The organism is Elizabethkingia bruuniana, from assembly GCF_002024805.1.
GTDB classification, from domain to species: domain Bacteria; phylum Bacteroidota; class Bacteroidia; order Flavobacteriales; family Weeksellaceae; genus Elizabethkingia; species Elizabethkingia bruuniana.
In genome coordinates, this window is the sequence record NZ_CP014337.1 from 2,916,231 (window position 1) to 2,936,556 (window position 20,326).

16 protein-coding genes are annotated in these 20,326 nt (G+C 35.9%); 6 read left to right on the plus strand and 10 right to left on the minus strand.

What is annotated here, in order from left to right; translation table 11 throughout:
• The first annotated feature begins 5 nt into the window (after window positions 1–5).
• On the plus strand, window positions 6–1,385 hold the full coding sequence (locus tag AYC65_RS13530) for an NADH-quinone oxidoreductase subunit N (protein ID WP_034868776.1): 1,380 nt from the start codon (window positions 6–8) through the stop codon (window positions 1,383–1,385).
• Between the two features lie 193 nt (window positions 1,386–1,578).
• Here AYC65_RS13530 and endOF3 read toward each other — a convergent pair whose 3' ends face one another.
• Both endOF3 and AYC65_RS13540 read right to left on the minus strand, forming a co-directional pair.
• A complete protein-coding gene (endOF3, locus tag AYC65_RS13535; RefSeq protein WP_034868774.1) occupies window positions 1,579–2,568 on the minus strand; it encodes an endo-beta-N-acetylglucosaminidase F3 in 990 nt (329 codons plus the stop codon).
• A 117-nt stretch (window positions 2,569–2,685) separates the two neighbouring features.
• Window positions 2,686–3,693: an endo-beta-N-acetylglucosaminidase F2 gene (locus tag AYC65_RS13540; RefSeq protein WP_034868772.1), complete on the minus strand. Its 1,008-nt coding sequence runs from the start codon at window positions 3,691–3,693 to the stop codon at window positions 2,686–2,688.
• Window positions 3,694–4,182: 489 nt separating this feature from the next.
• Between AYC65_RS13540 and AYC65_RS13545 the strand changes: the two genes are divergently transcribed.
• A complete protein-coding gene (locus AYC65_RS13545; RefSeq protein WP_034868769.1) occupies window positions 4,183–6,504 on the plus strand; it encodes a GAF domain-containing protein in 2,322 nt (773 codons plus the stop codon).
• On the opposite strand, the gene AYC65_RS13550 is transcribed toward AYC65_RS13545, so the two are convergent.
• Window positions 6,501–7,667, minus strand: a complete 1,167-nt coding sequence (locus AYC65_RS13550; RefSeq protein ID WP_034868767.1) for a Pycsar system effector family protein — start codon at window positions 7,665–7,667, stop codon at window positions 6,501–6,503. The genes AYC65_RS13545 and AYC65_RS13550 overlap by 4 nt on opposite strands.
• A 26-nt stretch (window positions 7,668–7,693) precedes the next feature.
• Between AYC65_RS13550 and AYC65_RS13555 the strand changes: the two genes are divergently transcribed.
• Window positions 7,694–11,407, plus strand: a complete 3,714-nt coding sequence (locus tag AYC65_RS13555; protein ID WP_034868765.1) for a metallophosphoesterase — start codon at window positions 7,694–7,696, stop codon at window positions 11,405–11,407.
• 23 nt (window positions 11,408–11,430) lie between these two features.
• Window positions 11,431–11,937 carry a PH domain-containing protein gene (locus AYC65_RS13560; protein ID WP_034868763.1) on the plus strand — a complete coding sequence of 169 codons (507 nt, stop codon included), beginning with the start codon at window positions 11,431–11,433 and terminating at the stop codon, window positions 11,935–11,937.
• Window positions 11,938–11,979: 42 nt separating this feature from the next.
• Here AYC65_RS13560 and AYC65_RS13565 read toward each other — a convergent pair whose 3' ends face one another.
• The 7 genes from AYC65_RS13565 to ruvX all read right to left on the minus strand — a co-directional run bounded on the left by AYC65_RS13565 (window position 11,980) and on the right by ruvX (window position 18,788).
• Entirely contained in the window at window positions 11,980–12,864 is an 885-nt protein-coding gene (locus AYC65_RS13565) for a YncE family protein (RefSeq protein WP_034868759.1), read from the minus strand.
• A gap of 99 nt (window positions 12,865–12,963) precedes the next feature.
• The gene (locus AYC65_RS13570; RefSeq protein WP_034868757.1) at window positions 12,964–14,823 is read right to left on the minus strand and encodes a CocE/NonD family hydrolase; all 1,860 of its coding nucleotides are present in this window, start codon (window positions 14,821–14,823) and stop codon (window positions 12,964–12,966) included.
• A gap of 103 nt (window positions 14,824–14,926) precedes the next feature.
• Window positions 14,927–16,297, minus strand: a complete 1,371-nt coding sequence (locus tag AYC65_RS13575) for a serine hydrolase domain-containing protein (RefSeq protein WP_034868755.1) — start codon at window positions 16,295–16,297, stop codon at window positions 14,927–14,929.
• 53 nt (window positions 16,298–16,350) lie between these two features.
• Complete coding sequence (mazG, locus tag AYC65_RS13580; protein ID WP_034868753.1) at window positions 16,351–17,124, minus strand: nucleoside triphosphate pyrophosphohydrolase; 774 nt, start codon at window positions 17,122–17,124, stop codon at window positions 16,351–16,353.
• Window positions 17,125–17,224: 100 nt separating this feature from the next.
• Window positions 17,225–17,776 (minus strand): DUF5606 family protein, encoded by a 552-nt coding sequence (locus AYC65_RS13585; protein ID WP_034868751.1) that lies wholly within the window; start codon window positions 17,774–17,776, stop codon window positions 17,225–17,227.
• A gap of 32 nt (window positions 17,777–17,808) precedes the next feature.
• The gene (def, locus tag AYC65_RS13590) at window positions 17,809–18,381 is read right to left on the minus strand and encodes a peptide deformylase (protein WP_034868749.1); all 573 of its coding nucleotides are present in this window, start codon (window positions 18,379–18,381) and stop codon (window positions 17,809–17,811) included.
• Entirely contained in the window at window positions 18,378–18,788 is a 411-nt protein-coding gene (gene ruvX, locus AYC65_RS13595; protein WP_034868748.1) for a Holliday junction resolvase RuvX, read from the minus strand. The genes def and ruvX overlap by 4 nt, the downstream gene beginning before the upstream one ends.
• 218 nt (window positions 18,789–19,006) lie before the next feature.
• On the opposite strand from ruvX, the gene AYC65_RS13600 reads away from it, so the two are divergent.
• Window positions 19,007–19,618, plus strand: a complete 612-nt coding sequence (locus AYC65_RS13600; RefSeq protein WP_034868746.1) for a GNAT family N-acetyltransferase — start codon at window positions 19,007–19,009, stop codon at window positions 19,616–19,618.
• Between the two features lie 164 nt (window positions 19,619–19,782).
• Window positions 19,783–20,268 (plus strand): SixA phosphatase family protein, encoded by a 486-nt coding sequence (locus tag AYC65_RS13605; protein WP_034868744.1) that lies wholly within the window; start codon window positions 19,783–19,785, stop codon window positions 20,266–20,268.
• The last annotated feature ends 58 nt before the right edge of the window (window positions 20,269–20,326 follow it).

Sequence of the window (20,326 nt, forward strand, 5' to 3'; positions counted from 1 at the left end):
GGAAAATGACGGTATTTATTATAATTTTTATAACAGCAGTATTATCGCTTTTTGCCGGGGTATTCAACCAAAGCAAATTCTCAAGATATATTGGTATTTTAGGGCTTTTAATAGCTTTCTATGTAAGCTATATGCCAGACTGTAGCTTTTTCCTGAAGTACGACAACATGTACTTGTACGACGGACCAGCAAGACTATTAACACAGATTTCTATTGTTGTTACACTGCTTATCTTCTTCCTTGGAGGATTTGCATTCAACAATCACAGAAGCCACCAGTCTGAATTATATGCATTAATGCTTTTATCATTATGTGGAGGTATTACATTATTTGGATTCAAAAACCTTGTTACATTATTCTTAGGAATTGAAATTCTTTCTATTCCTTTATATGTAATGGCAGGAGCTAATAAAACAGATCTTCGCTCTATTGAAGCTTCTATGAAGTATTTCTTAACAGGAGCATTTGCTACCGGATTCTTACTTTTCGGTATTGCTATGATCTACGGAAGTACTGGATCATTTGATCTTACAGAGATCCACAAATTCAGTCTTCAGTCAGGAAAAAACCCAATGTTTATTTTAGGTTTTATCCTTATGCTTTGTGCAATGGCGTTTAAGACTTCTTTAGCACCATTCCATATGTGGAGCCCGGATGTATATCAGGGAGCACCTTCTATCATTACTTCTTTTATGGCAACTGTAGTTAAAATTTCAGCTTTCGGTGCACTATTCAAGTTAATGGTTATTGGTTTCGCAGGAACCTATGGTAACTGGTTAAACATTATGGGAAGCTTTGTAATCATTACATTACTATTGGCTAACTGTATGGGACTTGCTCAGACAAACATGAAGAGAATGCTTGCTTACTCCAGTGTTTCTCATGCCGGATATATCGGTTTGATATTCTTCGGAATGAATGAAAACTCTTTAGAGAAAATGGCTTTCTATCTTTTAGCATATTCTCTTTCTACTATTGGTGCTTTCTTAACACTAATTTGGGTAGAAAAAGTAAAAAGAGAAGTATCTTACAATGCATTCAAAGGTCTTGCTAAAACTGAACCTTTACTGGCTATTGTAGCTACAGTTTCATTATTATCTATGGCTGGTATTCCATTAACGGCAGGTTTCGTTGGGAAATTCAGTTTATTCAGCCAGGCAATGAATGGTGCTGCATTCTTAGTATTAGTAGCAATCTTGGGTTCTGCATTAAGTATCGCTTACTACCTGAGACCTATTATCGCAATGTTCTTCTTTAAAGAAACAACTTTCAAAACCAGTGAAAAAGTAAGTCTTACTTACAACATACTGGCAGTAGTTATTACAATTGCAATTATTGTATTAGGAGTTTATCCTGATCTTTTTAATATACAGTTTGGAGGATAATCAATTCATTCTGATCTAATGAAAAAAGCTGTCTTTATAATAAGACAGCTTTTTTATTTTCCTCTTCTTATAATCATAAACAAGTAAGGCTTCAGAAATTCTGAAGCCCTACTCTATTAACAAACTCACGAATTATTGTGTCGGTTATATTAGGTTAGCCTATTTGGCTAACCATTGATTTTATTTATGAATATTAGTTCTTCACTGCATCTCTTACAGCATTGGCATAACTAACATTAGAATTGTATGTATAAATCATCATTCCACCCTTAGCTCCCTGTGTAGGTGTCCATTTGGCAACCTCTACATCATTGGCTTGGTTAGTTCCGCCTTCAGCATAGGCGCCGAAGACCATTTTACTGGCCGGAATTTTATTGGTCCCGGTAGCATAATTCATCATAAGCTGTGTTCTGCTTACATTAGCTCCATAAGATTGTAATTGAATGTAATTAAAATTATTCCGGAAATTTTCCATAATCTTATTCCATGCATATACATCGATACCTGAAGCGATTTGTAATTGTTTATTATTTGGTGCAGTAGTACCGAAATACTTAGTCAGTTCGCTTATTACATTCAGAAATGCTGGTGTTGCTGCCATACTTCCGGAATACCAACCATTATATCCTGTTGCTGCATAGCCGGGGAATGTAGGTATAGGATTAGGCTTTGCTCCGGAATGTTCTATATCCAGGCTTATCCCGTCCAGTTTCCACTTGTCGATAACAATAGATTTTATGGCATCTCCATATGCAGCAGCGGAAGCAAAACCTCCCGGTTTGGAAGATTGCCAGCTTACATCATCATCTATATTTTGTAGTACCTTGATACCTCTGCTTTGAAGAGAACGTATCTGAGTATCCAGATCTTTATAAGATTTAAAGCTTCCCATCATACCAGTACCTCCCGGTAATTTGGTGGTATCCTGCAGGCTCCAGTACTTCAGTCCAAAAAGTATTACCATATCTACTTTATCCGGTATATCTTTCAGTTTGAATGTCGGATTTCTTCCGTCAGTAATATAATAAGCAATACATACACCATTAGAGCCCGCCAAAGCAGTAGCACTTTTAACAGAAGCTTCTTTATTAACTGACTCAGGTGTCATATCCTCTGTCATTTTGGAACATGATCCCAGCATCAATAAAAGTATTGAACACTGGGCAAAAAAGATTTTTTTCATAGTCTGTTTTTATTTAATAATTAGTGTTACAATAGAAACCAACCCGTACTGCAATGAAAATAATTCAATGCAAAAATTTTTGAAAAAAGTATTGTTCCGGGGTTGGTATAAAATTTATTAAGGATTCATAATTTTGATGAGATCCTTTGTTACTCTGAAGTTAGGTGCACGAAGCGTGTTGTCATTAGAAGACGTTAGTGGTGCATCTCTTTCTATAGCATAAGAGAATACTCCGCCTTTCTTACCTGTTGCAGGCTGCCAACGGGCATAATCGTATGCACGGCCTGTTCCGTTCTGAGGATATCTTACATCATTCCAGTAATTTCCAGGATATCCATTTTCTTCATAGAAAGAAAAACCGGGTAAAAACTGTTTCATGCTGATATATGGTGCATAAAGTCCGGAGACTGTTGTAAGATTAGTCGTACTTCTTCCGTATGCCTGAAGGAATACATAGTTGTATCGGGGAGCTGTCTGAATAAAGAAATTAGTAGGATTCTGATTGGTATCGTATACAAATGTTTTTCCAGTACCCGATTTAGGGCCAAAATATTTAGACAATGCTTTGGTTGCCGCAACAAATTTAGTCAGCGTTGCTCCGCTTGGGCTACTTTCTATATCAATATCGATTCCATCCAGGTTATACTCTCCTACCCATTTATCATAAATGCCTTTGGCCCATGAAGAATAACCTATAGAGTCTTGTCCTCCCGTAGTTGTCGCACTGTTCAGATCTCCTAATGTTATAATAACTTTAGTTCCTCGTTTATGTAGATAAGGAACATAATTAGTTTTCAAGGTATTCCAATATGCATTTTCCGGAGGTGTATAATCCGGAAATACCATTACCATATCCAGGCTGTCCGGCAGCCATCTCATACTCGGAAGATTTCCACTTGCTGTAGCACTGTCTCGCCATGTTCTGTAATAACCAGCCGAAATCTGGTGATCACTGTTTTTGTAAGCAATAAGATTGCTTAGATTAACTGCTGATACTGTAACGCCGGATTTCTGTGCAATGGCATCCTTAGTTACTGACAGATCTTGTTCGCTTCTTGTACATTTGATAAATAACATTATAACCACAGAAAGGCATAATGCAAAAGAAAAATTTGCGGTTTTCATCTAATTAATTTTTGTGATTTAGTTTTTTATAAAATTAAATAAAAATTATTAAAAACAAATATTTTTTATTTTTTTCATTATTAATCAATGAAAATATTTGTAAAACCGCACAACAAAAGACTTTTAACCTAGTATTAATACAATAAATATTTTTCTAAAAGGATTCCGGACAGAAAAAAACAATGCAAAATATTATCAAACAAGAAGATATTACCCGATTTAAAATATTTTTATAACATTAAAACTAAAAAATATATAAAACAAGTCCGGAGGCTGGTTATTTTCTCTCCAGTCGATTTATAATTCCAGATTATTTTCCTGAATTATGTATGCTTGCCAAGGTTTCAAATAAAGCAAATTAGCTTATAAATCACTGATACCTACAGGGCTTGTAATTGAATTGCAAATGCTTTTATCTATAACATAATTCCCGAATTTAAACAAGCGTTTAGTTCCTAAATTACCTATTATTGTTTAAATTTGCATGCTATGCTTCAGGAAAGAGAATCACCTTTTATACTGCGTATTGCATTTCATAAATATATTGAGGTGCTGGAAAAAATACGGGATCAGGATTCGGAATCTTACAGATCCGAATACGCCCGTGCGCTTTTAGAAAAGGTAGATAAAGTTCCTGAACTCAGAGAAGGTTTCGATGACATAGATGTTATTCGTAATAATGAAGAACTCATACACCAGCTCCTTGCCGATCTATTCCCGACAGCTTTAACCAATAATGAAATAAAAGCAGCCAGTATTCCTTTCTTCAATCTTACATTTAATTACACAGAAAGGTTTAAGAAACTACTGTCAGATGCCGGACAAAGTTTTGAAATCAAAATAAGAGATTTAGATGATGACTATTTCTATATTATGAATTGTGTTGTGATTATTCATACTTATTTTAAAAGAGAAATTAAAACATCAACTCCTTTATATTTTGATATCCCTGATAAACAAGGAATTGTAAGACACTATCGTCTAACCATAAATGCTGATTTCACCGAAACTATTCCTACAGAAAAAGCACATTTTCTAAATGATGATGAAATAGAGCTTCTTCTGGACAACTATGAAAATATAGATCTCTGGAAAACCAAATTCCCTCCCGGCAGCTGGATACTGAAAGGCTTCTTTATTATTAGCCTGACAGATGTAACGCCAGATTTCTCTCTTTCCGAGTTAAAGTCGAATCTGCTGAGTATAGATCCAGAAACAGGAGCCTTGGACAATAGTTTCGAACCTATTCTGCGTTCTTATTTTGAGATTCCGGATCTTCGTACCGGGTTCATGTTCTTTAATCATGAACAAAACAGACTCGAAAAATTGCAAAACAATCGTGCACTTTTCTCCAGCTCTATTTTAGAATTTCTTTATGATAAACTGGGCTTCGATGCAATTGGTAAAGAAGCTTATGAGGCGTTGGCACAAAGTAATAAACCTATTGTTGTTTCTGATGTTTACAAATATGCCGATTCAGAAAAATTTCAGTTTATCTCCAGTTATTTCATAGAGCATAATGTACATAGTTTCATTATGATTCCTGTGGTAAAGGACAATCAGCTACTCGCTATTCTGGAGATGTCATCTGGTATTAAAGGTGCATTTAACAGTCTGAAAGTAAAAAAACTGGACTTTATTACTCCTTTCTTATTATTTTCTATCAGTAGATTTCATTATGAATGGCAAACAAAACTGGATGCTATCATTCAGCAGGAATATACTTCCCTTCACCCGAGTGTTGCCTGGAAATTCCGTAATGAAGCACAAAATGCGTTCTTTGGAAACTTCCGAAATGAGGAATATAGTCTGAAAGAAATATCTTTTGATCATGTTTATCCTTTATACGGACAAACAGACATCAAATCTTCTTCCAGTATACGGAGCAAGGCTCAGCAGGAAGATCTTCTGGAGCAACTGAACAGACTTATCTCTATTTATGAAAATCTGAAAGATGAAAAAGCTGTCAATGAGAAAATTTTATTTGGGCTAAAAATTCTTGCAGAGGAGGTTGAAATAGGATTAAAAACAGATACAGAGCAGAGAGTTATACGTTTTCTGGCCAACAAAGTACATCTTGAACTGGAAGGAAATGATGCTCCTGAGATAAAAAATTATTTCAGCCTGTTGGATTCCAACGGACAACTTCTTTATAAAAGAAGAAAGGCCTTTGACGAAACAGTTAGTGCTGTTAATAAAAATTTTGCCAGTCTTCTGGAAAAAAGAGAACAGGAAGCTCAGCTTATTTTCCCACACTATTTTGAACTTTTCAAAACCGATGGTGTAGAACATAATATATATGTAGGACAATCCATAAGCCCTACACAACATTATTCCAAAGAAATTTTGCATCAGTTAAGATATTGGCAATTGGAAACATTATGTGAAATGGAATTGTCCCATGAATCTATAAAATCCTGTCTGCCTTATAATCTGGATGTACATTCTCTTATACTGGTATTCAACGTTTCATTATCTATACGCTTCCGTATGGACGAAAAACATTTTGATGTAGACGGTGCATACAATTCGCGTTACGAAGTCATCAAGAAACGTATTGACAAAGCTTATATTAAAAATACAACCGAAAGAATTACACAGCCCGGAAAAATCTGTATTGTATATTCTTCTAGCGAGGATGAAAAGGAATACTATTCCTATATACAAAGACTACAGGAAAAAGGATACCTTACTTCCCAGATTGAAAAACTGGAAGTAGAAGAGCTACCGGGAGCAAGTGGACTAAAAGCACTACGGGTAGGTCTTAACAGAAATAAGGTTGTAGAAATGACTTGTCAGCTTCCGGATTAACTCGTCCAGAAGGCAAAAACAAAAGCGATAACAGAAACAATAATTCCAACCATAAAAATCTGGTAGGTAATACTAAGCAATCTGTATTTTCTGTTTAAAACAACTCCCAGGTAATACAAATCTCTGATCATAGAATCATACAGATAGTCGCGATCTTCCATCATTTCCCGTACAGCTGGTGTGTAATCATCCAGATTCATTTTGTAAAAGTTACCAAAGAACAGAAGATTCACCTTTCTGTTTTTCAGATCTTCCTTCGTAAACTCGCCACTGGTAACCTTAGGCTTTGTAGAAAGTATTGCGAATATAATTGTGATAACGCTAAACAGCAGCATAATAAAGGTTGGCATCACTAAATACTCATTCTTCTCAGATCCCAGCTTGGGCAAGAGTGTAGACAACGCTATAGAAATAATAATAGCATTTACGGAGAGTAATATATTAGCTTTACTGTCCGCAATATCACTAAGCCTTGTATGATTGCTCAGTGTAATTCTGAACATTGTATCTATACTTCTGTCTGCTTTAGCTTCCTTTTTAGGTTCTTTTTTATTTTTATCTTTCTTTATATTTTCCTGCTCCTGTAACATATTTTCAATCTTCTGAAGGTTTTTTTCTTTTATAGGGTTCCAATTCTGCTTTGCATAATCTGTATTGAACTGATGAAACCTGAAAAAACGTAAATTATCTAAATTCCATTTCTTTTTACTGAAGTTTTTCCCCAACGTTTGCTCCCATTCTTTTCTTAGATTATCCGAATAAGTGAAATAATCTTCACTTGCCAGATGACTGCTATCTGCATCACGGATAATATTTTCAATTCTATTATCTGGTTTACAACAGATTTTTGTGGACATAATCAGTTCCTTCACCCTCCGGATAAAGTCTTCGTTTACGCCCTCTGCTTTTAAAAATTCTTCTGCAATCTCACAACTTTTTTCCTCATGCAGCATAATATCTTCTGTATAGCCGCTGTCGTGAAACCAGCATGCAACCAACAATATTTCTTTCTCTTCTTCATTCAGATTATCCGCATTGGCAAGAATATCAGCATTTGCAACAACTTCCTGCGTATGCTTATAATTATGATAAAGAAATGCCGGAGATAACTTATCTTTGAATAAGTTTTCGATAAAGAAACCTGCTTTTTGAACTAGAGTCATTTTGTCGAATTTGATTAGATAAAATTATGCATTTCAAAGTTTATATGCTAAAAAATACGCTTTCCAATTTTTTAAAAGTTTCAATCTTTGGAATTACACTACAGTCATGTGCCACATATACTGTACAAAAAGGGAAAAATATCGCCGAGATACCTGTACAGGATTCTTCTAAAGTTGCCCATCGGTTTTTCCTGATTGGTGACGCCGGAAATGCAGACGAACCTCAGGCACAGAATACGCTAAACCTACTTCAGAAAAGGCTTAAAGAGGCCTCTCCTAACTCTACACTCTTATTTCTCGGAGACAATATTTATCCTTTGGGAATGCCAGATGAAAAGGATCCGGGTTATGATCTGGCAAAGCTTAAACTGGAAAATCAGTTGAAAATAGCCAAAGACTACAAAGGAAATACAATTGTAATCCCCGGAAATCATGACTGGTATCATGGTCTGGATGGCCTAAAAGCTCAGGAAAAAGCAGTAGCGAAATACCTGGATGATAAAAAAGCTTTTCTGCCTAAGAAAGGTTGTCCTATAGATAAGGTAAAACTAAACAATGATCTTACCCTTATCACCATTGATAGTGAATGGTATCTTCAAAACTGGGATGAAAATCCGGGGATGAATGCAGATTGCAGCATAAAAACACGGGATGATTTTTTTGATGAATTCGAAAGCTTACTGAATAAAAATCAGAATAAACCTATTGTGGTAGCCCTACACCATCCTCTAATCAGTAGTGGCAGCCATGCCGGATATTTTTCATTAAAAAAGCAGCTTTATCCTATTGGAGATAAAGTTCCGCTTCCTGTTATAGGCTCATTTATCAATGTAGTTCGTGCGACATCCGGTATCAGTCCTCAGGATCTTAATAATGCAAGATATACAGCATTGGTAAAGCGACTGAAAAGTCTTGCACAGGATAATCAGAATGTAATTTTTGTATCCGGTCACGACCATAATCTGCAATACCTTGAAGAAAGAAATATTCGTCAGATTATTAGCGGATCAGGTTCTAAAAACGAAGCAGCAAAAGCGACAACTCCGAAAGACTTTACTTTTGGTGGCAATGGTTATGCTGTTTTAGATATCAACCAGGATGGTAGTGCCAACGTATCTTATTATAGCACAGAAAATAATACAGAAAACTTCTTAACCCGGATTAAGGTTCTGGAAAACCTGCAGAGACCGGCTCCCGGAAAATATCCGGATACGTTTTCTGATTCAATAAAAACTTCAGTATATCCGGCAAAACTTACTCAAAAATCAAAAGTTTATACCTGGCTTTGGGGAGACCATTACAGGAAATATTACAGCATGCCTATAGAAGCCAAGGTTGCAACTCTGGATACGCTAAAAGGAGGGCTTAGCCCTGTCCGGGCTGGTGGCGGACACCAGTCTAACTCGTTACGTCTTGTTGCGCCAAACAAACAGGAATATGCGATGAGAGGTGTAAAGAAAAGTGCTATCCGCTTTCTGAATGCTGTAGCATTTAAAAATGAAAGTTTTGGTCATGAACTGGAAGGAACTTTCGCCGAAAAATTCTTACTCGACTTTTATACAACAACACATCCGTATACTCCGTTTGCTGTAGGCAATCTTGCAGAAAGTATCAATGTCTTCCATTCGGACCCGTCACTTTATTATATCCCGAGACAGAAGGCATTGGGAGATTTCAATTACGACTATGGTGATGAACTCTATATGATAGAAGAACGATTCTCGGATAGCCCGGATGATCTTAAAATGCTGAATGGAGCTACCACAACGATGAATACTCTGGACATGATGAAGAATCTTCAAAAGTCCGAAAAGTATTCTGTGGATCAGCAGAGCTATATCCGTGCCCGTATTTTCGATATGCTTCTTGGCGATTGGGACAGACATTATGATCAATGGCGCTGGGCAGAATACAAAGAAGGAAACTCTTATGTGTATAAAGCCATTCCAAAAGACAGAGATCAGGCATTCAGTAAATACGACGGACTTTTATTTAAGTTCATTATGCAGATGCCGCCATTACGCCACATGCAGAGTTTCAAAGAAGATATCCGAAATATAAAATGGTTAAACAGGGAACCTTATCCATTAGATCTGGCTTTCCTGAAAAATGCTACTGAAGAAGACTGGAAAAAAGAAGCAGAATACATACAGCAGAATATGACCGATGAGGTTATAGACAAAGCTTTCCATAATCTGCCAAAAGAAGTACAAGACGGCACCATAGAGCACATAAAGCAGAATCTGAAAATAAGAAGAGATAAAATGGCTCACTATGCTGCTGAATATTATAAAACCTTACAAAAGACGGTAATGATTACCGGTACCAACAAAGTTGACCGTTTTGTTATAAAGAAGGAAAAACATAAAGTTAGTGTTTTGCAATACCGTGTAAAAAAAGAAGAAAACGAACTAGTTTTCAAGCGGGAATATTCTAAGCACAATACGGATGAAATTTGGATTTATGGTCTGGATGATGATGATATATTTGACGTTTCCGGATCAGAAAGAACAGGAATAAAAATAAGGCTTATAGGCGGGCTTAATCATGATGTATACAACATTAAGGACGGAAGAAATGTTAAGTTGTATGATTTTAAATCTCAGAAAAACACGTATAACATTACCGGATATGTGGCAAAGCAAGTTAAGGATGATTACGATATTAACACCTATAACTTTGAAAAGCCTCAGTACAACTTCTGGGCCGGGTATCCTAGTATAGGGTACAACCCCGATGAAGGAGTTAAGGTCGGCGCTGTTGTAAACTACACGCATAATGGTTTCGATAGAGATCCTTACACATCCAGACACACTTTCAAAACTAATTATTCCTTTGCTACAAGCGGAATAGAGTTTATTTATAATGGTGTCTTTCCTAATGCTATCGGAAAATGGACACTGCATTTGGATGGGCGTTTTACTACTCCGGACTTCGCACAAAACTATTTTGGCTTTGGTAATAATACCGCTAATTATGATGATGACCTGGGCAGAAACTACAACAGGGTAAACATACAGCAGCTACAGATAGCTCCTTCTATATCCAAAAAAAGCTTTATGGGATTCGTTCAGACATTTCAGTTAGGCTATGAAGATTACAAAGTGCATCATAATCAGAATCGTTTTATTACACAGTCTGGGCAGATTAATCCCGAAGTATTCGATAATCAGCAATTCTTAGGTGCAAAATATGGTTTCAGTTACGATCATAGTGACAATGCTGCTTTCCCAACTATGGCATTTGGCTTTGCTGTTTCAGCTGCATGGAGAATGAATATTGATAGTCCAAATCGTAACTTCATGACTTATGATGCACGTCTGAATGTTACACACCGTATAGATGATGACGGGAAATTCGTTTTTGCAACCAAAATACAAGGCGTATATATTAATAACCGTTATTTCGAATTTTTCCAGGGTGCAGACTTAGGCGGAAATAATGATTTAAGATCTTTCAGAAACAACAGATTTTTGGGTAATTCTTCATTATTTCAGAGTAATGATATCCGTTGGAACTTCGGAAGAGTACGAAATCGGGTAATCCCGGTAAATTTTGGTATCTTAGCCGGCTATGACTACGGGCGTGTATGGATGGATGGTGAATATTCCAGAAAATGGCATCAGTCTGTAGGTGGCGGGATATGGATAAGTATTCTCGAAGCTTTCTCTGCACGAGCTACTTATTTTACAGGAAGCGATGGTGGAAGGTTTTCTGCAGGCATAGGAATGAGATTCTAAAAATGTAAAGCTGTAATATTAAAATGAGGATTGATTCTGGTCCGGTTAATTATTTTCTGAGGGCATATTTTCAGTATGCATTGATTCCTATAGTGATCATAAGCATTATCAGCTATATTGTACGGGAAAAAGAACAATACCCACCATTTTTTTATGCTATCATTTTTACTCTTATACCAACCATATTCCTGATTATTTCTTTTCATGAATATCTTTCTATAAAAAGAAAGTCAAAAATATCAGCACTATTTATAAGAGAAGGAGAGCTCTATATAAATAATGAAAAAAAGCTGCCATTGGCAGAAATAACGTCAATTACTCCATTATATTACAACCCATTAATCGGTAAAGTAATGATCCATTTTTTCGAGATAAAAACCAGTAATGAAGTTTTTTATTTCTTTGATCAACCACGTTTTATGTGGAATATTATGACTTCTCTTTCTGTGAAAAAACTTAAAAAAATATTTCCCGAACTTCAGTCTGTAATTCAGGAAGAAATAACTATTAGAAAACTCCCGAATATTTAATCCGGGAGTTCAATATATGATCATATTATATATTCAGAAGATCTACTTCAGTTCCATCGAATAAAGTATGCCTTCATCTTTATAGTTTCTTTCCTCCCCAATATACAGTATTGTATCGGTTGCAAAACAAATTCCTTCTTTTTGGGAGTTACTCTGCAAATCTATTTGGGTCATTTTAGCATTTGTAAAGTTATCTCCTTCAAAATTTTCCAGAATAAAGACATTTTTATGTGTTATTAATGCTATTTTTTTCCCGTTCGGGCTTATATCCGCTCCTGTAACAGCCCCGTCATGATATTTCTCCGGCAACTTTAGTTTTCCGACTAGCTGGGCTTTGAATTCACCCGGTTTATTTGGAATCTTATACACCAGCGATGTACCATCAGATTTTTTACTTCTGTTTTTAGTAAAAAGATAAAAGTAGCCTTCATGTTCTATAAAAGCTTCACAGTCGAATAATAAATTTTTCTTTTTAGGCGGAAATTCTGTCTGCTCAGGATACGAAAATTTTGTCGTTTGCAAAACTGGCGTGCTGTTTTCTTTACCGATTTTTACTTTATAGATTGCTAAATTTTTGCGGTCATTATCATTGTTTCCAAAATCACCAATATAGGTGAAACCATTTTTATCCTGTGTAATATCTTCCCAGTCATTGTTCTCTACCCCTTCAATGGTAATAGTCCGGGTATTGTTTCCAGTCATATCTATAGCAAAAATCACATTGCTGTTCCCCTGGTCTTCATGAACGTAAAATTCCTTACCATCCGGAGATATTTGTATTCCGGAAACTTCTTTTATTTTCTTAGGAAATCTAAATACTGTATGTAAAGGTCCAAAGCTTTCTGATGTGCTTTGAGTTTCTTGCGCCTTTGGGGTACAAAAAATAAGACTAAAAAGTAGAGGTGTATATAGTAATTTACGTAGCATAACTCGTTATTTATAAACAAATGTAAGTATTTTCTGCAGCAATGATCACGCCAACAGAGAATAAAAAAAGCTGAATAAGATTCAGCTTTTTAAAAGTTTTTATTTTTCTTTCAGAACATTTACTTCTACAGAAGTCGGGTTATTCACATCATGGAAAATCCGATGCGTTGCCTTCTGAAAATCAGATGAAGTAGCTTCATAAATATTCATAAATTTCTGTGGGTTACGGTCTGCCAATGGGAACCATGAATTTTGTACCTGAATCATAATGCGGTGTCCTTTTTTGAAGGTATGTGCAATATCCGGCATTTCATAATTTACCTTCGTAACAAATCCCGGCTGGAAGGCTTCAGGTTTATCAAATCCATTTCTGTACTTTCCTCTCATAATTTCACCTCTTACCAACATCTGATATCCGGCCATTGTTTTTCCGTTGAAATCAGCTTCCGTTTCCGGATAAACATCAATAACCTTTACGACATAATCGGCATCTGTTCCGGTAGTCGACACAAATAAATGGTTGATAACCGGCCCTGTTAATGTAATATCTTCCTGCAATGCATCTGTCTGATATACCATAACATCGGGTCTCTTGGAAGCAAAACGTTGATCATCTATCATATATTCACGGGTTCTGCTGGTTTGCACTCCGTCCTGATGAGGTACCGGTTTATTCGGGTCACTAACATATTCGTCCCACGAATCTGTTCTTTGTACCTTATCGAAACTCAGTTTACCATTCGGCTGGAAGTAAAGCTGTTTTGTCTCTGTATTCTTCGGCGGCCATGTATCAAAAGTTTTCCATTGGTTGCTTCCTGTAATAAAAATATTGGCCTCTCCGCCTTTGAATTGCCCCTTTCCTTTCAAATAATAATTGAAGAACGGAAGTTCAAGATTTTGCTGATAATCTATACTTGTCGGATGATCAAATTTAATATCTCCGAATTGTTTACCATCTCCTCTCACCCATCCGCCATGAAACCACGGACCAGCAACTAGAATGTTATTGGCTTTAGGGTTTTGCTTTTCAATAGCTTTATAGGTTTCGAAAGTTCCGTAAGCATCCTCAGCATCAAAGAATCCACCAACAACCATTACAGCAGGTTTCACCTGTGTAAGGTGAGGTAATATATTGCGATCTTTCCAGAACTGATCATAGTCCGGGTGTGCATACATATCATTAAAGAACTTAATATTAGTTCCCATATATTTATCTTTCAGTTCCTTATTAGATCCTGCTTCTAAAAAGAACTTATACATTTCTTTAGCTGGCGGTATAAAACGCTTAGGTCCTTTATCTGGTGTGATTGGTTCTGGTCTTGGTACTCCAAAAGAAGTCATAAACATGAATGCATCGTTCAGGAACATAGCGCCCTTATGATGAAAATCGTCACCCAAATACCAGTTGGTAACTGGAGCCTGTGGCGAAACAGCTTTTAATGTTGGGTGAGAATTAACCAACGTTGTTGTAGAATAAAATCCTGGGTAAGAAATACCATATACTCCGGCTTTCTGATTATAGTTCTTCAGATTTTTAGAAAGCCATTCCAATGTATCGTAAGTATCTGTGCTTTCATCTATACCTTTCTGTCCTGGTTTTAATGCTGGACGCACATCTTCAAATTCTCCTTCACTCATCCACTTACCACGAACATCCTGATAAACAAAAATAAATCCTTCACGCATTTCTGCCGGAAAATTCCCTAAGGACATTTTATATTTATCCTCTCCGTATGGTGCTACAGTATAAGGTGTACGATTAAGTAATACCGGATATTTCTGTTTCTGATCTTTAGGCATATAGATTGCTGTAAACAGCTTTTTCCCATCCCTCATCGGAATTAATTTTTCAACTTTCGTATAGTTTTCCCGAACGTAAATAGAGTCTTCTTTCCGGGATTGTGAGAACACCATAGCAGTGCTGACCATAGCAATGGCCAAAAGGAATTGTTTCTTCATGTTAATTTAGTTTTCTTACCTAGTATAGTAATAATGCTGTAAAAGCCTACCAAATTTACATAATTTAAAAAGAAATAAGCCGGTGTTATACCGGCTTATTTTATTATATTTTTTTGATTCCCTCTTCATTCATATTATGTGCAGGCTGTGACATATTGCATTTTATACTGCCATCATCCATAATTTTAAATTCATAAAAAACATCGGGGCTAAAATCTCTGACTTTAAATTTGTTAGTACTGATAGCCTCTAATTCTAACCTCACCTGGGGATTCAAGGGTACATACAATTTATTATTCTCAAAAAATACCTCAAATGTTTTGCTGTTCTTCTTAATATATTTTCCGGCATATTTTTGTAGTGTGGCAATATCTACTTTAACAGATCTTATATCATACAGAATATTTCTTAACTGTCTCACTGGTGAAGATGTAGCTTCCGAATTATTATTTTGCAGCATGATAATCGTTTTATCATGATCCAAATCTCTTTCAATATAAGTGATATAGCCAGCCCAGCCACCGGAATGATTTGCTATTTTCCCAACCGGATCTTTCGTATCAACACCCCAGCCATAGCCATACCGAGTATCTTTATTATCTTTAGTAACTATGGAACTAAAAATAAGATCTTTATCTTTCTGATTAACCAGTTTATCTCCATACAAAGCCCTGTCCCATTTCAGCAAGTCACCCGTTGTAGAATTCACCATGCCATCCCCTACAATACCATCCAGATAATAAGTATAATATTCCTTTCCCAGATCATCCAATAATTTTTTATTTCCAAGGCTGTCTACAACATAACCTAAAGCGTAATTGGAGATGCTTTCTGGTTTATACCGGCTTCTATAAACCCTGGTATTAGCCATCCCAAGAGGTTTGAATATTTTTTTGCTCAAGTAATCACCATAAGACTGCTTTGAAACCTTCTCGATAATTAATCCTAATAAAGCATATCCTGTATTACTGTACTCATATTTATCTCCTGGCGCAAATAAAAGCTCAGGTTTATATTTTGCCAGCATCTCTACGATATCTTTATTTGTTGCAAACTTCTTCTTATCCCAGTTTTTATCAAATAATTCCATATAATCTGGCAGTCCGGACGTATGATGAAGCAAATTATCTATGGTAATAAGTTTGTAAAAGCCTAATTCCGGAAAATATTTAGTGAGGGGATCATTGTAGCTAAGTTTACCATCTTTCTCCAATTGGACAATTCCCATTGCCGTAAATTGTTTTGAAACCGATGCCAATTCGAAAACTGTATTTTTATCCAGTTTCTGCTTTGTCTTTTCATTAGCCAGCCCAAAGCTCTTTTCATATATCACTTTCCCTTTTTCAGCAATAAGGACATTTCCATTAAATTCTTTGGCTGCATATAATGAAGTAAAGAGGCTGTCCAGCTTCTTTTCCTTTTGTCCATAGACAATGCTAGAGACAGCTATAAAAAGGATTATAACTTTTTTCATAATCAGTATTTCTATATTTGGTGAATCAATATTCTACAAATATAGAAATATAATTAATACTCCAGTTTTTTCTTTACTTCATTCCAAAGCTGATCCATTTCCTCCAGACTCATTTCTGAAAGGACAAGATTCCTTTCGTGAGCCAGCTCTTCCATAGCCTTGAAACGGGAAATAAACTTTTGATTGGTACGTTCTAGTGCTGTATCTGCGTTTACACCGGCAATACGGGAATAATTGATAATAGAAAAAATAAGATCTCCCAGTTCTGCTTCCTTCTTATCTGCATCTGTTTCCGCATGAAATTCATAAAGTTCTTCTTCAACTTTCTTCCAGGCCTCTTCTGCCGTAGGGAAATCAAAACCTATTCCTTTTACTTTATCCTGAATGCGGTAAGCTTTGATCATTGGAGGCAAACCGTTGGGAACACCCGACAAAATAGATTTATTCCCTTCTTTCAGTTTCAATTTCTCCCAATTCTGCTTTACTTCTTCTTCATCTTTAACTTCGGTATCTCCGTAAATATGCGGATGGCGGAAAATAAGTTTTTCATTCAGACTATTGATTACATCCGCAATATCAAAACTCTGTTTTTCCGATCCTATTTTTGCGTAAAAAACTAAATGCAGCAATACATCTCCCAGTTCTTTCTTTATTTCCAGCAGATCTTCTTCCAGCAAAGCATCCGAAAGTTCATAAACCTCTTCCAATGTCAGATGGCGCAAAGACTGAAGGGTCTGTTTTTGGTCCCATGGGCATTTCTCGCGTAGATCATCCATAATATCCAGAAGTCGGCCAAATGCTTCCAGTTTTTCAGCTCTTGTATTCATATTTATCAATTTTCGGGAGAGACAAAGTTAATTTAATCTTACTGCAATAAAAAACTCTGCCCGATAAGAGCAGAGTTTTTTTATGGTGTGACTGAAGATATTATTCCTCTTCAGTTTTCTTTTTAGCTGTTTTTTTAGCAGGCTTTTCTTCCTCGGCAGCTTCTTCTTTTTTAACCGCTTTTTTAGCAGGAGCTTTCTTTTCTTTTACCTCTTCAGTAGCTTCAGCAGAAACCTCAGCAGTTTCTTCAGCAGCAGGAGCTACAAAACTTTCTGGTGTAATATATCCTCCTTTCTGAAGTGTATTATACCATTGTACAAGTTTTTTGATATCAGATTCATAAACTCTTTCTACATCATAGTTAGGAAGTACTTCAGCCATAAATGTTTTAAGCTCATCAGCTGAAGATTTGTGGTTGATGGTTGGTTTGAAATCTTCTTTTTTTGCAATATTATGGAACACTTCAAATAAAGGAACTTCACTATCAAAAGTAAACATAGAGATGTTATCCAAAAGGCTTACCTGGCTTGTATTGGAAATGTTAGCTTTTTTTCCTGTTGTGATATCTTCCACAATAAAACCTGTTCTCAGCTGAGAAACAAGTCTAAAAAGTCCCGGTTTACCCGAAATCGAGATGATTCTTTCTAACTGCATTTTTATTTTTTTATCTTAGTTAATATTCTTTTTTATTTAGGAAACCTCATCTTATAATCTACAGATACATCACCTGCAGTAATCTTGGTTAGCTTCCCTTTTATTATTTTCTTTTTTAGTGCGCTTAGTTTATCCGTAAATAAAACTCCGTCAATATGATCATATTCATGTTGAATTACGCGGGCACGAATATCCGAAAAAGTTTCGGTATGTTTCACAAAATTTTCATCATAATATTCCATTGTGATGGTTTCTGGTCTGCTTACATCTTCCCGAACATCCGGAATACTAAGACAACCTTCGTTAAATTTCCAAGGCTCTCCGTCGTATTCTAATATTTTTGCATTGATAAATACTTTTCTAAAATCTTTTAATTCTTCACGAATATCCAGAAAATCTTCATCTTCTGCTAAAGGACGAACATCGATTACAAATAAACGAACATCTAATCCGATCTGTGGAGCTGCAAGTCCTATGCCATGCGCTTGGTACATCGTTTCGAACATATTATCGATTAACTGGTTTAGTTCCGGGTAATCCTTTGTAATATCGTGTGCTTTTTTCCTTAAAACAGGATCGCCATAGGCGCGAATTGGTAATATCATCTTGTCTCTAAAAAATTCTGTAAAATAAGTGTTGCACTTATTTTATCGATTAAACCTTTCTGTTGTCTTTCTTTTTTGCTTTTACCACTCTGACTAATAAAGAAAGAAGCCATTTTACTGGTAAATCTCTCATCGAAGCGGTTAATTTTTATCTGCGGAAACGTTATCTGAAACTGTTCCAGAAATTTCTGAATTTCGGTTTCTATCTCCGACATGTTGCCTTTTAAATCTGTAGGAAGTCCTACTACAATCTCATCCACTTTATTTTGCTGAAAATAAGTTTCCAGAAAATCCATGAGCTTCGGTGTTTCAACCGTTTGTAGTGCTGAAGCTATAATCTGCATATCATCCGTTACAGCTAATCCTGTACGGGCTTTTCCATAATCAACAGCCATTATTTGTCCCATTTTGCAAATTTAGTATTTTTTTTAAGTTTTAGATGATGTAATTATTTTACATTCATTTCTGTTTTCTGATTCTTCTGGTATAAATATACCAAAGAATATCAGAACCTACTATGATCGCCTTTGTGATCAATATTTTCACAAAATATTAATAATGTAAAGCATTAGTTTTTCTAACTTAGTTCTGTCATTATCTATTATACTTATTTAATAACCTACTCATGAAAAATACCTGGATAAACCATCCTGTAATTCTACAGGGAACAAACATAAATCTGGTACCATTAGAAGAAAAACATCTTGAAGAATTATATACAGCAGCTGCCGATAAAGAACTCTGGGCACTTATTCCGACAGATTGCTCAGAAAGAGATACTTTTTATAAAACTTATGAATTTGCTATCAGTGAAAGAACTGCCGGTAACCAATATCCTTTTGTCATAATACATAAGGATACAAATAAAATAATCGGCTCTACCCGGCTTTTTGAAATTTATCCGGCTGACAAAAAACTTGAGATTGGCTGGACCTGGATTACAAAAGATTATTGGGGAACAACAATAAATCTGGAGTGTAAACTATTATTACTAACCTACTGCTTCGAAACTCTAAAGACAAACAGGGTACAACTGAAGACCAAGGACACCAACTTCCGGTCGAGAAAAGCTATTGAAAAAATAGGTGGAATATTTGAAGGTATTCTGAGAAAGGATAAAATAGTAAGCGACGGAACAACAAGAAATGCAGCCTATTATAGTATATTAGATGATGAATGGGAGCAAGCAAGAACAAAAATACAAAAGCAGATTGTGGAAAAGAGCACTAATAGCTGAAACCCGTTGTAAATATTCTTTAGCAAAATAATATGGAGACCAACTCCTAATACCTGCATAATTATCATATATAGTTTTGCATCAGGATTTGTATTTTTTTTCTACCTTTAATTTCTCAAAAAAAACTTAACCATTATTTTACACCACCAGTACAATTATTTAATATGAAGAAATTAATTTTGGTTCGTCATGCAAAAAGTGACTGGCCCGAGGGTATAGACGATTTCAACAGGCCCCTCGCAGAACGCGGAAAAGAAGATGCTCCGAGGATGGCTGAGTTTCTCAACGAGAAAGGAATAGATATCGATGCGCTAATATCCAGTCCTGCAAACAGAGCTTACAGTACATGTCTTTTTTTCCATAAGACTTACAAAAATGCAGAAATGAGTACTGCATCGGCGCTTTATAATGCCCGTGAAAATGACTTTGTCTCCGTCATCAATCAAATTGACGATGTACACAACAGTGTAGCCCTTTTCTCTCACAATAACGGAATTTCTAATTTTACTAATCTTTTTTCCGGCAACGATATCATTAGTTTTCCAACATGTGGGGTTGCTGGTATCGAAATAGACATTGATTCCTGGAGCCATTTCGACGAAGAGAAATGCCAGCTAAAATATTTCTACAGTCCAAAAGAACTGGATTAATCCAAGCCATAAAAAACGGTTTACAATTAATTCAGATAATAATCTTAACTAATTGTAA

What these genes read in the sequence shown, in the direction of transcription:
- AYC65_RS13560 (WP_034868763.1), top strand. Translation starts at nt 11,431, where the DNA reads ATGAGGATTGATTCTGGTCCGGTTAATTATTTTCTGAGGGCATATTTT.
- AYC65_RS13585 (WP_034868751.1), bottom strand. Translation starts at nt 17,776, where the DNA reads ATGCAGTTAGAAAGAATCATCTCGATTTCGGGTAAACCGGGACTTTTT.
- AYC65_RS13550 (WP_034868767.1), bottom strand. Translation starts at nt 7,667, where the DNA reads ATGACTCTAGTTCAAAAAGCAGGTTTCTTTATCGAAAACTTATTCAAA.
- AYC65_RS13605 (WP_034868744.1), top strand. Translation starts at nt 19,783, where the DNA reads ATGAAGAAATTAATTTTGGTTCGTCATGCAAAAAGTGACTGGCCCGAG.
- endOF3 (WP_034868774.1), bottom strand. Translation starts at nt 2,568, where the DNA reads ATGAAAAAAATCTTTTTTGCCCAGTGTTCAATACTTTTATTGATGCTG.
- ruvX (WP_034868748.1), bottom strand. Translation starts at nt 18,788, where the DNA reads ATGGGACAAATAATGGCTGTTGATTATGGAAAAGCCCGTACAGGATTA.
- AYC65_RS13600 (WP_034868746.1), top strand. Translation starts at nt 19,007, where the DNA reads ATGAAAAATACCTGGATAAACCATCCTGTAATTCTACAGGGAACAAAC.
- AYC65_RS13565 (WP_034868759.1), bottom strand. Translation starts at nt 12,864, where the DNA reads ATGCTACGTAAATTACTATATACACCTCTACTTTTTAGTCTTATTTTT.
- def (WP_034868749.1), bottom strand. Translation starts at nt 18,381, where the DNA reads ATGATATTACCAATTCGCGCCTATGGCGATCCTGTTTTAAGGAAAAAA.
- AYC65_RS13575 (WP_034868755.1), bottom strand. Translation starts at nt 16,297, where the DNA reads ATGAAAAAAGTTATAATCCTTTTTATAGCTGTCTCTAGCATTGTCTAT.
- AYC65_RS13545 (WP_034868769.1), top strand. Translation starts at nt 4,183, where the DNA reads ATGCTTCAGGAAAGAGAATCACCTTTTATACTGCGTATTGCATTTCAT.
- mazG (WP_034868753.1), bottom strand. Translation starts at nt 17,124, where the DNA reads ATGAATACAAGAGCTGAAAAACTGGAAGCATTTGGCCGACTTCTGGAT.
- AYC65_RS13530 (WP_034868776.1), top strand. Translation starts at nt 6, where the DNA reads ATGACGGTATTTATTATAATTTTTATAACAGCAGTATTATCGCTTTTT.
- AYC65_RS13570 (WP_034868757.1), bottom strand. Translation starts at nt 14,823, where the DNA reads ATGAAGAAACAATTCCTTTTGGCCATTGCTATGGTCAGCACTGCTATG.
- AYC65_RS13540 (WP_034868772.1), bottom strand. Translation starts at nt 3,693, where the DNA reads ATGAAAACCGCAAATTTTTCTTTTGCATTATGCCTTTCTGTGGTTATA.
- AYC65_RS13555 (WP_034868765.1), top strand. Translation starts at nt 7,694, where the DNA reads ATGCATTTCAAAGTTTATATGCTAAAAAATACGCTTTCCAATTTTTTA.